Origin of the sequence: Halomonas sp. Ps84H-12, from assembly GCF_024124725.1 — a bacterium.
Taxonomy (GTDB): domain Bacteria; phylum Pseudomonadota; class Gammaproteobacteria; order Pseudomonadales; family Halomonadaceae; genus Vreelandella; species Vreelandella aquamarina.
Genome location: NZ_JAMXSJ010000057.1, coordinates 1 through 11,567 on the forward strand (window position 1 = coordinate 1; position 11,567 = coordinate 11,567).

Below are 11,567 nucleotides of genomic sequence, written 5' to 3' on the forward strand. Positions count from 1 at the left end.
TTTAACTGTGTTAGGAACGCGCTGGCATCGTTATAGCCGATCTTTTCCTGACGCTGATAAAACGCGTCGGTGCGATAGCGCAGCACCGCGTTCCAGACAAACCGCACGCACCCAAACGTCCGCGCCAACAAGGCTGCTTGCTCAGGCGTGGGATAGAAGCGGTATTGGTAGGTGCGTTCGGCTTTCATGCTTTACACTTTAGACGAAATATTGTAAGGATGCAAAACACAAGGCGTCCTGGCGGACGCCGCGCTATCCATCCTCGCACCAAAAGTACGAGGTTTTCCGCGCTAACTGATAAACAACCGTATAGAAGGAACTCATTAATAGCCCAACCCCAGCGCCTGATCAAGCTCAGACAGCTCATTGAGTGCCTGTAGCCGCTTGTTATCTATTGCCTGCTTATAGTGCATGACATCTTTGTACTTTACCTTTCTACGGTTTCCTGAGCGATGACACGGAATATGGCCTTCATCTAATATCTTGATCAGCGTAGGACGCGACATCCCCAGCATATCGGCTGCTTCTTGGGTGGTCATTTCAGCATGAACGGGAATGAGCTTCACGGTATTGCCATCACCAAGCTCTATCAGGATATCCACCAAGAGACGCAAGGCGCTGACAGGGACTTCCACTTGATGAAGCCGCCCCTCTTTGTCAGATATAGCGACCTGCTGGGAAGAGGCGGCGGTCTCAACGTAAGCAGCCAGCTCTCGGCTTGATAATTTTGCTAATGTCGCTTCCTCTTCACTGGGAAGCAGTGTTGACATGACGGCCACAGATTCTCTCCTTTCGGCATGTGTGTTGTTGTCATAATACACACAGGCTGAAAATTATTCGAATTATTCGAATACAGATATGAGCGAGGTTATCCCCCCCTGGTACCGGCATGCACGGACTGCTCAGCTACCCTGAGTTCGTTCAGCAGTTGATGGAAGGGTTTGCACCTCCAGAAATCGCCCAACTGATGATTTTCTCTACGCTCAAAAATCACAGCGGCAATTACATCACGCCCCTGTTCGAGGAGAAATTCGAAGACGTGGTGTGGTCGGTGGAGATCACCTGGGAAGGCCTCACACAAGAGATTTATCTTTACATCCTGCTAGAGTTTCAATCGACTGTTGATCGCACTATGCCGATCCGGTTGATGCACTACGTGGCCTGCTTTTACGACCACCTGCTCAAAAATGGCACCACCACCCCGAGCAAAGGGCTACCACCCATTCTGCCTATTGTGCTGTACAACGGCTCTGAGCGTTGGACGGCACGCCAGGATATCTACGACATGGTGTACCCGGAACCACCAGCTTTTCTTCAAGTCTATCAACCACACCTACGGTACTACCTTGTGGATGAAGGGCGCTATACTGATGAAGAGCTGAGATTACGCCCAACACCGCTGAGCGGCGTGTTCAGCATCGAAAAGGCGTCTGCCGACAGGAAAGGCCTGCAGCAAGCCGTTGATCGCATTGTGGCCATTATACAAGCCTCTCCTGATAAAGAGCGGATCGATAACATTATCACCCGCTGGCTCAAACGATATCTTCAGCGGCTAGGAGCCAAGGCAAACCTAGACCAGCTCATCGCCGATATTGAAGAACTGCCTGTAGAAGAGATTGAAAAGCTACGCGCCGACATTAAGCACTAACTCATACTCGAAGTGGCGGTATCTAGAGCAGCCAGCTGCATTCGCAGCTTCTTGGCGTGGTCAGGCTGTATGCCAGACGTGTTGCCAGTCGAGTAGAACCGTTTCAGTCCTTTGTGACGGAATGATTTAATCATGAGGGAATGACAGCATGTTGCGCACCACGCAACAATAAAGTTTAACGCCCCTCACGCGCCGGTTTGGAGCCGCGAAGCGGTGGAAAATCGGTCGCTGTGCAGCCGATTGTTAAAGCCTGCCAAGCCAGTACTGCGGACGTCGCCGGTCATGGGCAACAGCCAGAACTTGAAAACCATCAGGCTTCTCTCGGTAAACGATGGATAGCGGAAATCTGTGAAGGGGCGCTCTACGAATATCTGGCGGCAACTCAACTTGCCAGGCTTTTGGTGACTCGCCAACTAAATTGGCCAGGGCCTCAAATTCCTCTATGAAGGCACCACCCAATCCCGGAACTTTTGATTCGTAATAACCAACTGATTCCAGAAACTCGGCTTCCGCTGCCGGGTGAAAAGAATAGGTCATTTGATCAGTGCTCTAGCCTTCCTCATGACAGCCTCACCAGGCACAGCCTGAACAGTGCCATTATCCAGCTCTTCGCCTCTACGCCGAGCCTCGAGCAACCAATCGGACCTGAGCTCTTCTTCTGACGGAGACTCCAGACTTAATACCAGTCGCTGGATCAATTGTGCTCGCTCCTCTTTAGGAAGGTGGAGCGCCTCGTCTTCAATTTTCTGAAGATTCATGGCAAAAATCTCTCGTTCGCGTAACACTCAATTTTGACACGGATGGGTGCCGGGTTCCACGACTCGGTTTTTCGCTTTAACGCCCGGCTCACGCGCCGGTTTGGAGCTGCAAAGCAGCGGAAATTCGGTCGCTGTGCAGCCGTTTGTTAGCCATTTCTTCTCGACCATGGGTCCAGACTCATACGGGATGCAGACCACCTTTCATCTAATGCAATCGCTAAGCCGTCTGGAAAAATGGAGAATTCTTGCTGATGCATCTGGGATTCAGCCCCATAACCAAAAGCATTCGGAGCTTGCGACATGGTTTTCTCCTCTAGCCTAGCTACGACTTCTCGGTCAATGCCAATACTGACGCCGATCTCTGATAGTTCACGCACTATAAATTTACGATTCCCTATCGCTCTTTCTTGACCTTGTTCAATAGCAGCGAGCGATGCCGAATAGTACATCCCGAGAACATTCTCCACGTTAAACTGTAGATCTCTCGCACTATCATCGAACTCCTCTGGGTCCTCGATTGCCCAGTGCAGTTTCGGACTGAATGATGCCTGAACTGCAACCCGCAGAGATGGGTATTGCCCATTTATTTTACGGAGCTGACGTGTTTGTTTTTTGGCGGCATCCATTGCAGATTTACTGTGTCCCCAAGTGCGCCCCTTCGCTTCGGCAACAATCCATTCTCTGTTTCTCCGAAGACCAATCAAGTCCGGCTCCGAATTACCTTTCAGAGACGCTGTTCCGCCCAGAGTATTCAACATGGACAAGTGAAAAAACCAGGGCACATCTAAAAGGCGGTGGCCCATGACCTTGGCCGCAAGCATGCCCATGAAATATGAGACTCCGCTTTTCTCCGTTGGATCTAGCCCCGAATAAAGAGTGCTCTTTTCGATAAATAGACCGCTTTCAGATAGATTTGCGTAAACCGTATGACTTCTCACCACCAGATCACTGATCGAATGCCAACCATGCGCCAATAGAAATGCAACACCTGGTTTACCCATTGTCATCGCGGCCCAGACCAACTCGTTCCAAGTGATATTCAATTGGTGACGACCGTGAAGCGTGGGTCCCCAGTGCCGCCCAAATTTTGAAGCTGTGTAAGGAATTCGAGGCATATATCTTTGTCCGGCTAACGCCATTGTTTAGCGGCGCCCATGTAGCGCAGCGAAATGGGCGTCCGGTGGAGGGCCGGAGGCCCGGAACGAACTACAACTACTGGTTATGTTTCTCAAACCCTTTTCACCGGAATTTCACCGGATCATCAGCAGGTTAAACCTGTAAGGGAGGTGGAGCTCCCAAGCTGTGATGACACGCTGGTACGCCTGTTTAGCAAATGACTTAACTTCTCCGAAAGCCTTAATGATCATAAGCAAACCCTCCTTAGGTTGAGTTGATAGATAACCGACAATTTCTGAAAGAATGAACACCACCCAAAAATTGGATGGGTTGAACACTACAAAAATTAAGCCTGTCATCATCAGTCTCAGGAGGCCACCTCTGAGAGACGCTTAAAGAAGCGTTTCGACTCTGTGAACATAACGCCCAAAGCAGCGGCGCGTTTTTAGCGTCCGCTGACTTTGTTTGTTAGGCTATTTACTCTACTACCCCACAATCTCTACACTTACGTTTTCCTTGGGCTTTAATTTCATGACCCATAATGCTTATCCAGTTGTGCGACTCTCTACCTAACTGTTCATCCCCGCATCTTTTGCATTTTTCTATAATTCTGCAGCTAGGGTCCTTTCCGTTCTTCTCATACTGGTGAATAACTTTTTGCTCTTGATGATCACAGTGGGTACAGTTTCGAACTGAATCACAAGGATTGTTCATACTGTTATTCGTATATTTCCAATCTGAAAACTTATGCTTCTTCTTCGTAACGTACTCATTGCAATCTGGACATGTTTTCTCCAAATAGCACTCAGGTTTTCCTTGTATATGTGAATATTCACCTGCATGCCAACCTGTCATGCACTTCGCTGAATTCGCAACACTTTTAACTTTGTCCCAAAACCCCATGTCAATTTCTCCTGTTATTTATTGAATAAATGTATCTCTCGCAACATTTCCGATTGTATTTGTTGTAATTGAGTCAAAACTGCCACCAATTATGCCCCCAACTAAAGGAACCGCTTTACCAAGGTTAATAGCACCTTTCTCTCCGAACTTAGTGACGAGCCTGAATCCAACTTTTTGGTTGATAGCAGTAATAGTCTTTCCAGAAATCGACTTGATGGCATTCGTTGTAAGCTTAGTTCCAATCGTAATGCCAGCACCCTTCATTATATCTTTAGCTGAGTTTCCAGTGAGACACACATAAACCAATGACTTTACTTGGTCATCTTGCACGTCATGCCCACCCATATGAGCAATAGCAGCGATCATTCTTATTTGCACATATAGCACGCTTGTTATATTTGCTGGTAACGTTACCGGCATGGTGATAATCCCACCTAAGCCCGACAAAAAACCAGAAGTTCCAGCTTTAGTGTTTTGCCAACGTATCAGGGAATTTGCTTGTTCTTTTCTACAGTCGCCTTTACGCATATAGCTCTCGGCAAGCTCCTGCGCAGAATCCAGTCCAGGAACTCCATTAACGGCCTTCTCGTACCCCCAATCCAAAGCCGACATAATTTTACTTTGGGTTATTTCCTTGCTCATACTTCATACCTTTTTGAAAGCCTAACGCCAGCCAGCATGCGCGGCTACGGAATGGAGGCAAAGCCGCAATGTAGTAGGCGTCGCCGTGCCTGGCCTTGTTAGACCTATGTCCGATATACGGTAAAATTTGTGCTTAGGAGTGCTGTTTTGCCGCTCAGCTTCATTGTTGTTTGATCAAAAGGAAATGAATTAACATACTCAGTATTTTCGGGCGGCTTGTGCTTAAATATCATCGCTGCCTCACAACGATCTCGGTCGGCCGCGCTTACCGGACCGAAACTGAAACAAAGAACCTCACCTGACTTGAGATGAGACTTCCAATCATCATATTTCTCGTGGTTCGCAACTCGCGAATTTGCGTTTCCTGCTTCACCGATATAGATGAGTTTCTTGAGTGAAACTGTTTCCTCAGACTGGTTGTAGACACAGCTATATACACAATAAACGCCAGAGCTGCTCGGTATCCCGCCCTTGTTCTTATCGCGCCAATATCCGTTAAAATCGATGCTGTATGTTTGAGCTGCCATATTGTTTCTCCTTCTCTTAGGTCTAACAGTGAAGCATTTATTCGCCGTGCGGAGCATGGCGAATAAATGCCTGTTGGACTAAGGCGCGTCCATCAGGCGGCTATTTAATAGGGAATTGTATTGACTGACAGGTGGCCTGAGGTGCCAAACGGCGCATTGGCAGGTCGGGGGGCACGCGCTCTGATCGTCCGTTTCGTCATTATGTCGACACTTCCAAATCCAATTTAACCCAATGTAGCGCGTCTGATGGCTAAAATCCATCATCGGGACGAGCTTATCCATGACTCGCTAGCGAGCCGGTTAGCCAGGTCTGTTGTTGTCGTAGGGCGTTACATCATGCTCGATAGTGTTGCTCCTTGTAGTTAGGCGGCTGATCATGGAGGGGGCGCTGGGGTGTGAGCGTCCCGATCATCCGTAAGGTGGGCTGCTTGCAGTGTGGACAGGTGTAGGTCGGCTCCGCATCGCTGGCGGCTGTATCGACATGGGGGGCCTGGTCAACCATCGCTAGCGCTCGACGGATCTGTACCAGACGTTGCCGTCGGCAGCGATTGGCCAGAAAGCCGTAATGCCGCACTCGCATCAGTCCCCTAGGCAGGACGTGGAGCAGGAAGCGACGCACGAACTCCTCGCCATCCAGAATGAGTTGCTTGTGTCGGTCGTGGTCGCGGTAATCCTTGTAACGTAGGGTCACTTGCTGGTCGTCTACGGCGAGGATACGTGCGTTGCTGATGGCGATCTGGCGCGTGTAGCGCGCCAGGTAGCGTACTACCGCCTGGGTGTGTTCAAGGCAGTCCTTGCTGTAAACCACCCAGTCAGTGGCCATCAGTGTGTTCAATTGAGCATCGACATCGCCGGGCCGGGTAACCCGGTGGAGATCGCCAGCATGGGCGGCCTTGCGCAGAGCGCTCACCATGTGCCCACGGAAGTGGCGTGACAGGGCCCGCACGGGGAACAAGTAGTTGCTTCGCGCTTCATGCCACTTGCCATCGTCACTCAAGGCACCGCCTGGAACCAGACAATGCAGATGCACATGCTGGCTCAGGTTCTGGCCCCAGGTGTGAAGCACCGCGATCATGCCCATTTCGCCGTTGAGGCGTTTTGGGTCTCGTGCAAACGTGCACAGCGTTTGCCAGGCACTCTGGAACAGCAATCGGTGAATCACCTCGGGATGAAGCTGAACCCAGCCATTAAGACTGTGCGGTAGCGTGAATACGACGTGGTAATAGCGCACCGGCAGCATATTGGCCTGCTGACGCTCAGCCCATTGCGCCATGGCGCGGCCCTGACACTGTGGACAGTGACGATCACGACAGCCAAAGTAGCGTGGCTGTACATGAGCGCAGTCAGAGCACTGTAAGACCATCCCACCCATCGCCTTCGTTCGGCAGGCCAGCAGATGGGTACACACCCGTTGGCGCTGGCGATCAAGACCGCTTGGGTCGAGAAAGCGGGTCAATGCCTGTTGCAAGGTAGCGGCCTTAGTCATGGCTCACCTCCAGGGCGGCCACCAGGTCAATATGACACTGATCTCCCCCTTGCTGGTTCGGTAGCCAGTGCAGGTAGCGCATCGTCGACTGGAGGTTACGGTGGCCCAGTAGTCGCTGGAGCTGATGGACGGGCAGGCCTTGCTCCAGAACATGGGTGGCATAGGCATGGCGCAGACTATGGATGCCACCCACCCGCTCGACCCCGGCCAGACGCTTGGCCTGGGTAAAGGCCTTCTGTGGCGCACTGGCGTGCAGGGCTTGATCGGGAAACAGAGCGCTCGGGAACAGCCATGTGACTGGCCGATAGGCGCGCCAGTAATCGCGCAAGCGATCAAGCAGGGTCACGGGTAGTAACACCATACGATCCTTGCCGCCCTTGCCCTGCGTCACACGGAGTTGGTAACGCTGGCTGTCGATGTCACTAACTCGCAGGTGGCAGACCTCGGTCACACGCAATCCGCAGCCATAGCACAGTTCGAGCATCATGCGATGCTTGGCGTTTTGGCAGGCGGCCAGGATCCGCCGAACCTCGTCGCGGGTCAGCAGTTCTGGAATCCGCTGCGGTTTTTTGGGGACGGTGAGCGGCACATCAAACGACGGCCACTGCAACACGTGCAAATACAGGAACCGCACGCCGTGCAGATAGACACGGCAACTGGCGGCAGACAAACCGCGCTCCTGAACCAGGTGATTGAAGAAGTGTTGCAGGTCGTCGGTACTCAACGTGTCTGGCGAACGGTGGAAATAACGTGCCAGATCAGTGACCACCATCAGGTAGGTATTGTGGGTACGTTGCGCAAAGCCACGCTGACGCATGGCCGCGATCATCTTCTGTCGCAGGGCAGTCATCGTCGTCACTCCTGTTGATTGACCCACGTGGGTCAATCAATAGTGTGGCCCGATGAGGCGAAAAACGTGATTCGTCAACAGCTACCGCGAAGCGGTTTAGTTCAACAGTGATTATACACCCTGCCATGAAACCTCAATGAACGTGACATCACAATGACTGAGGTTTCATAGCCACCAAATTGAATCTACCTCATTGATTCTACAGCGTGCAAAGAGAATTTTGGCGATGTAGCCAAAATTCGCGGGCTTGCGCGTTTTGCTCGCCTCAATAACCCCCCGGTGTCAGGATGAGTGTCGTACCCTCTGATACCCCCGGCTTATTCATGGCGGCGCTTTGCGAAGCCCTCGACAACAGCGGCGTGATCGAGGCGCTGGAAGACAACCTGGTCGACCTCCGCAATCCGCTACGCGTCCGCCACTCACCGGCCACTCGCGCTGAAGAAGCCGATCCTGATAAGCGATGCCACCAGTCAGTACCTCCAGACCGCTCGATCAGCACCCTCGTGAATGAGGCGGGATATACCGTTGCGAGGAGTGCATCGGTGGTTACGGAACTGATCACGCGATTAATTTTGAATAGGTACTTAAGCACGAACTACCCCGCACTTCCGCATGCTAGACTACCCATCGTTTGCACAGCGCCACCCTTGGAGGACAGCATGCCAGCTACTCATCGCCGTAAACTGCCCATCGGGATTCAGACCTTTTCCGATATTCGCGAAGGCGGCTACTACTATGTCGATAAAACACCGTTCATTGAGAAGCTGGCCAACCAAAATAAATACTACTTCCTCTCTCGCCCGCGCCGGTTTGGCAAAAGCCTATTGCTGGATACGTTAGGCTGCCTGTTTGAAGGCCGCCAAGCACTGTTTAAAGGCCTATATATTTACGATAAGTGGGACTGGCAGCAGCGTTACCCCGTGGTACGCTTGAGCTTTGGGAGCGGGGTGATGCAAACACGTCAGGAATTGGACGTACGTATCCGCGACCAGTTGCGCACCGAACGTGAGCGGCTTGGACTAACGCTCACCTATGATACCGATATCGCCGGTGAGTTAGCGCACCTACTTCGTCAAGCTCACACGCACGCCGGTCAACGCGTTGTCGTGCTGATTGACGAATACGACAAACCGATTTTGGATAACCTGCTTAACCCTGCATTAGCCCGCGAACTGCGTGAAGGGCTTAAAAATCTCTATAGTGTGCTGAAAGATGCCGACCCCCACTTGCATTTCGTGCTGCTCACCGGGGTCTCCAAGTTCAGCAAAGTTAGCCTGTTTTCAGGGTTAAACAACCTCAACGACATTACGCTAGATACACCATATGCGGATATTTGCGGCTATACCGACCACGATATTGATACCGTATTTGCCCCCGAGCTTTCCGGCCTTGACCGCGACGAGATCCGCCGCTGGTACAACGGCTACCGCTGGGGTGGGCAGGATGTGCCCAGCGTATACAACCCCTTTGACGTACTGCTATTACTACAAAAACGTATTTTCAGCCCCTACTGGTTTGAGAGCGCTACTCCTACGTTCCTGGTCGATGTACTGACGCAACGCGGCGTGTTTACGCCCGCCCTCAGCCAACTACAGACGGAAGCAGAGCTACTGGGGCGCTTCGATGTTGACCATATCGCCACAGAAGCGCTGCTATTCCAAACGGGTTACCTAACGGTACACGCCACCGAAGAACCCATGACAGGCTACCGCCTTTACACACTGGGTTACCCAAACCGCGAAGTAGAAACCAGCCTTAACCAAGCGCTTTTGCCACTACTAGGCCTTCAAGAACCACCCCGGGAACGATTAACGCTGTTCCGCCTGCTACAAGCTCATGATCTCGCGGGCCTAGGCATCCACCTCAAAGCGCTCTATGCCGGCTTACCCCACGACTGGTATCGCAACAACCCTATCGCCCAATATGAAGGCCACTACGCAAGCGTTTTTTACAGCCACTTTGCAGCGCTGGGTGTCGATGTGACGGTGGAAGACGCCAGCCACCACGGCAAAGTCGATATGAGCGTCGACTTTAACGGCCATATCTACCTGTTTGAATTCAAAGTGGTTGAACAGCTACCCGAAGGTAAAGCGCTAGAGCAGATTAAAGCCAAAGGCTACGCCGACAAACACCGCGCCAGCGGCAAGCCGATCCACTTGGTGGGCGTTGAGTTTTCAAGCGTTAAGCGGCAGATAGTCGCGTTTGACGTGGAGACGCTTTAAGTTAGGTTTAGCCAGCGATGAAAGAGTGGTACAACATGTGTATTTAGACAGGAGTACGCATGGCGCTAATCGCACCATGCAAGCCCGCTAAGCGCGAACTACCCCGCACTTCCGCATGCTAGACTACCCATCGTTTGCACAGCGCCATCCTTGGAGGACAGCATGCCAGCTACTCATCGCCGTAAACTGCCCATCGGGATTCAGACCTTTTCCGATATTCGCGAAGGCGGCTACTACTATGTCGATAAAACACCGTTCATTGAGAAGCTGGCCAACCAAAATAAATACTACTTCCTCTCTCGCCCGCGCCGGTTTGGCAAAAGCCTATTGCTGGATACGTTAGGCTGCCTGTTTGAAGGCCGCCAAGCACTGTTTGAAGGCCTATATATTTACGATAAGTGGGACTGGCAGCAGCGTTACCCCGTGGTGCGTTTAAGCTTTGGGAGCGGGGTGATGCAAACACGTCAGGAATTGGACGTACGTATCCGCGACCAGTTGCGCACCGAACGTGAGCGGCTTGGACTAACGCTCACCTACGATACCGATATCGCCGGTGAGTTTGAGCAGCTTATTCGCCAAGCCCACTCGCACTATGGCCAACGTGTGGTAGTGCTAATCGATGAGTATGACAAACCCATTCTGGACAATATCCTAGACGGCGATAGGGCGCGCGAGCTGCGTGAAGGGCTTAAAAATCTCTACAGCGTGCTGAAAGATGCCGACCCCCATTTGCATTTCGTGTTGCTCACCGGCGTCTCCAAGTTCAGCAAAGTCAGCCTGTTTTCAGGGTTAAATAACCTCAACGACATTACGCTAGACGCCCCTTACGCGGCCATTTGCGGCTATACCGACCGCGATATTGATACCGTATTTGCCCCCGAGCTTTCCGGCCTTGAGCGTGACGAGATCCGCCGCTGGTACAACGGCTACCGCTGGGGCAGGCAAGACGTTCCTAGTGTTTATAACCCGTTTGACGTATTGCTGCTGTTACAAAAACGCGAATTTGGGCCTTACTGGTTTGAGAGCGCCACGCCCACCTTTTTAATTGACCTGTTAAAACAACGCGGAGTGTTTACACCACAACTTAATACGCTCCAAGCAAAGGCGCAGTTGCTAGGCCGTTTTGATGTGGATGACATCGCCACCGAGGCGCTGCTGTTCCAGACGGGTTATATTACGATTCAAGACGTGCAAGAGCCCATGACCGGCTACCGGCTTTACTCGCTCGGCTTTCCTAACCGAGAAGTAGAAAGTAGCCTGAACGAATTTCTACTTCCCGTGCTGGGCAGAGTTAAGCTCAGTTCTTGTGTATGGAGGGCAGTAGAGAGGGTGGCGTATCCTGTTGATTGATCTCGCCAGATCACAACCAACATAGGACGGATACGCCATGAGCAATTCTACTCTCCAAGCCGTGA

General features: G+C 51.8%; 13 protein-coding genes and 1 other RNA gene. 3 read left to right on the forward strand and 11 right to left on the reverse strand.

The window, feature by feature from the left end; translation table 11 throughout:
- Together NH344_RS17180 and NH344_RS17185 are read right to left on the reverse strand one after the other, a co-directional pair.
- Window positions 1-188: helix-turn-helix domain-containing protein (locus NH344_RS17180; RefSeq protein WP_253028203.1), on the reverse strand; the 188-nt coding region annotated here is incomplete at its 3' end.
- Window positions 189-323: 135 nt separating this feature from the next.
- Window positions 324-770: a helix-turn-helix domain-containing protein gene (locus tag NH344_RS17185; protein ID WP_253028207.1), complete on the reverse strand. Its 447-nt coding sequence runs from the start codon at window positions 768-770 to the stop codon at window positions 324-326.
- Window positions 771-889: 119 nt separating this feature from the next.
- Between NH344_RS17185 and NH344_RS17190 the strand changes: the two genes are divergently transcribed.
- The gene (locus NH344_RS17190; RefSeq protein WP_253028204.1) at window positions 890-1,648 is read left to right on the forward strand and encodes an Rpn family recombination-promoting nuclease/putative transposase; all 759 of its coding nucleotides are present in this window, start codon (window positions 890-892) and stop codon (window positions 1,646-1,648) included.
- Here NH344_RS17190 and NH344_RS17195 read toward each other — a convergent pair.
- The 9 genes from NH344_RS17195 to NH344_RS17235 form a co-directional block, all read right to left on the reverse strand.
- Window positions 1,645-1,782 (reverse strand): type II toxin-antitoxin system RelE/ParE family toxin, encoded by a 138-nt coding sequence (locus tag NH344_RS17195; protein ID WP_197746133.1) that lies wholly within the window; start codon window positions 1,780-1,782, stop codon window positions 1,645-1,647. The genes NH344_RS17190 and NH344_RS17195 overlap by 4 nt on opposite strands.
- 109 nt (window positions 1,783-1,891) lie before the next feature.
- Entirely contained in the window at window positions 1,892-2,185 is a 294-nt protein-coding gene (locus NH344_RS17200) for a type II toxin-antitoxin system RelE/ParE family toxin (protein ID WP_058578213.1), read from the reverse strand.
- Window positions 2,182-2,406, reverse strand: a complete 225-nt coding sequence (locus NH344_RS17205) for an addiction module protein (protein WP_058578214.1) — start codon at window positions 2,404-2,406, stop codon at window positions 2,182-2,184. The genes NH344_RS17200 and NH344_RS17205 overlap by 4 nt, the downstream gene beginning before the upstream one ends.
- Window positions 2,407-2,552: 146 nt before the next feature.
- Window positions 2,553-3,545 (reverse strand): hypothetical protein, encoded by a 993-nt coding sequence (locus NH344_RS17210; protein WP_253028205.1) that lies wholly within the window; start codon window positions 3,543-3,545, stop codon window positions 2,553-2,555.
- A 323-nt stretch (window positions 3,546-3,868) separates the two neighbouring features.
- Window positions 3,869-3,933: hammerhead ribozyme type II (locus NH344_RS17215), an RNA gene on the reverse strand.
- A gap of 510 nt (window positions 3,934-4,443) precedes the next feature.
- The gene (locus tag NH344_RS17220) at window positions 4,444-5,067 is read right to left on the reverse strand and encodes an EcsC family protein (RefSeq protein WP_058578217.1); all 624 of its coding nucleotides are present in this window, start codon (window positions 5,065-5,067) and stop codon (window positions 4,444-4,446) included.
- Window positions 5,068-5,171: 104 nt separating this feature from the next.
- On the reverse strand, window positions 5,172-5,594 hold the full coding sequence (locus NH344_RS17225; RefSeq protein WP_058578218.1) for a GIY-YIG nuclease family protein: 423 nt from the start codon (window positions 5,592-5,594) through the stop codon (window positions 5,172-5,174).
- Window positions 5,595-5,928: 334 nt separating this feature from the next.
- Entirely contained in the window at window positions 5,929-7,080 is a 1,152-nt protein-coding gene (locus tag NH344_RS17230) for an IS91 family transposase (RefSeq protein WP_172416097.1), read from the reverse strand.
- On the reverse strand, window positions 7,073-7,930 hold the full coding sequence (locus NH344_RS17235) for a site-specific integrase (protein WP_213262753.1): 858 nt from the start codon (window positions 7,928-7,930) through the stop codon (window positions 7,073-7,075). Before NH344_RS17235 ends, NH344_RS17230 begins: the two co-directional genes overlap by 8 nt.
- A 659-nt stretch (window positions 7,931-8,589) precedes the next feature.
- Here NH344_RS17235 and NH344_RS17240 point away from each other — a divergent pair.
- Both NH344_RS17240 and NH344_RS17245 read left to right on the forward strand, forming a co-directional pair.
- Window positions 8,590-10,152 (forward strand): ATP-binding protein, encoded by a 1,563-nt coding sequence (locus NH344_RS17240; protein WP_253028208.1) that lies wholly within the window; start codon window positions 8,590-8,592, stop codon window positions 10,150-10,152.
- 162 nt (window positions 10,153-10,314) lie between these two features.
- Window positions 10,315-11,502 (forward strand): AAA family ATPase, encoded by a 1,188-nt coding sequence (locus NH344_RS17245; RefSeq protein ID WP_253028206.1) that lies wholly within the window; start codon window positions 10,315-10,317, stop codon window positions 11,500-11,502.
- Window positions 11,503-11,567: the final 65 nt, after the last annotated feature.

What these genes read in the sequence shown, in the direction of transcription:
- NH344_RS17195 (WP_197746133.1), bottom strand. Translation starts at nt 1,782, where the DNA reads ATGATTAAATCATTCCGTCACAAAGGACTGAAACGGTTCTACTCGACT.
- NH344_RS17230 (WP_172416097.1), bottom strand. Translation starts at nt 7,080, where the DNA reads ATGACTAAGGCCGCTACCTTGCAACAGGCATTGACCCGCTTTCTCGAC.
- NH344_RS17200 (WP_058578213.1), bottom strand. Translation starts at nt 2,185, where the DNA reads ATGACCTATTCTTTTCACCCGGCAGCGGAAGCCGAGTTTCTGGAATCA.
- NH344_RS17240 (WP_253028208.1), top strand. Translation starts at nt 8,590, where the DNA reads ATGCCAGCTACTCATCGCCGTAAACTGCCCATCGGGATTCAGACCTTT.
- NH344_RS17235 (WP_213262753.1), bottom strand. Translation starts at nt 7,930, where the DNA reads ATGACTGCCCTGCGACAGAAGATGATCGCGGCCATGCGTCAGCGTGGC.
- NH344_RS17205 (WP_058578214.1), bottom strand. Translation starts at nt 2,406, where the DNA reads ATGAATCTTCAGAAAATTGAAGACGAGGCGCTCCACCTTCCTAAAGAG.
- NH344_RS17220 (WP_058578217.1), bottom strand. Translation starts at nt 5,067, where the DNA reads ATGAGCAAGGAAATAACCCAAAGTAAAATTATGTCGGCTTTGGATTGG.
- NH344_RS17245 (WP_253028206.1), top strand. Translation starts at nt 10,315, where the DNA reads ATGCCAGCTACTCATCGCCGTAAACTGCCCATCGGGATTCAGACCTTT.
- NH344_RS17225 (WP_058578218.1), bottom strand. Translation starts at nt 5,594, where the DNA reads ATGGCAGCTCAAACATACAGCATCGATTTTAACGGATATTGGCGCGAT.
- NH344_RS17190 (WP_253028204.1), top strand. Translation starts at nt 890, where the DNA reads ATGCACGGACTGCTCAGCTACCCTGAGTTCGTTCAGCAGTTGATGGAA.
- NH344_RS17210 (WP_253028205.1), bottom strand. Translation starts at nt 3,545, where the DNA reads ATGGCGTTAGCCGGACAAAGATATATGCCTCGAATTCCTTACACAGCT.
- NH344_RS17185 (WP_253028207.1), bottom strand. Translation starts at nt 770, where the DNA reads ATGTCAACACTGCTTCCCAGTGAAGAGGAAGCGACATTAGCAAAATTA.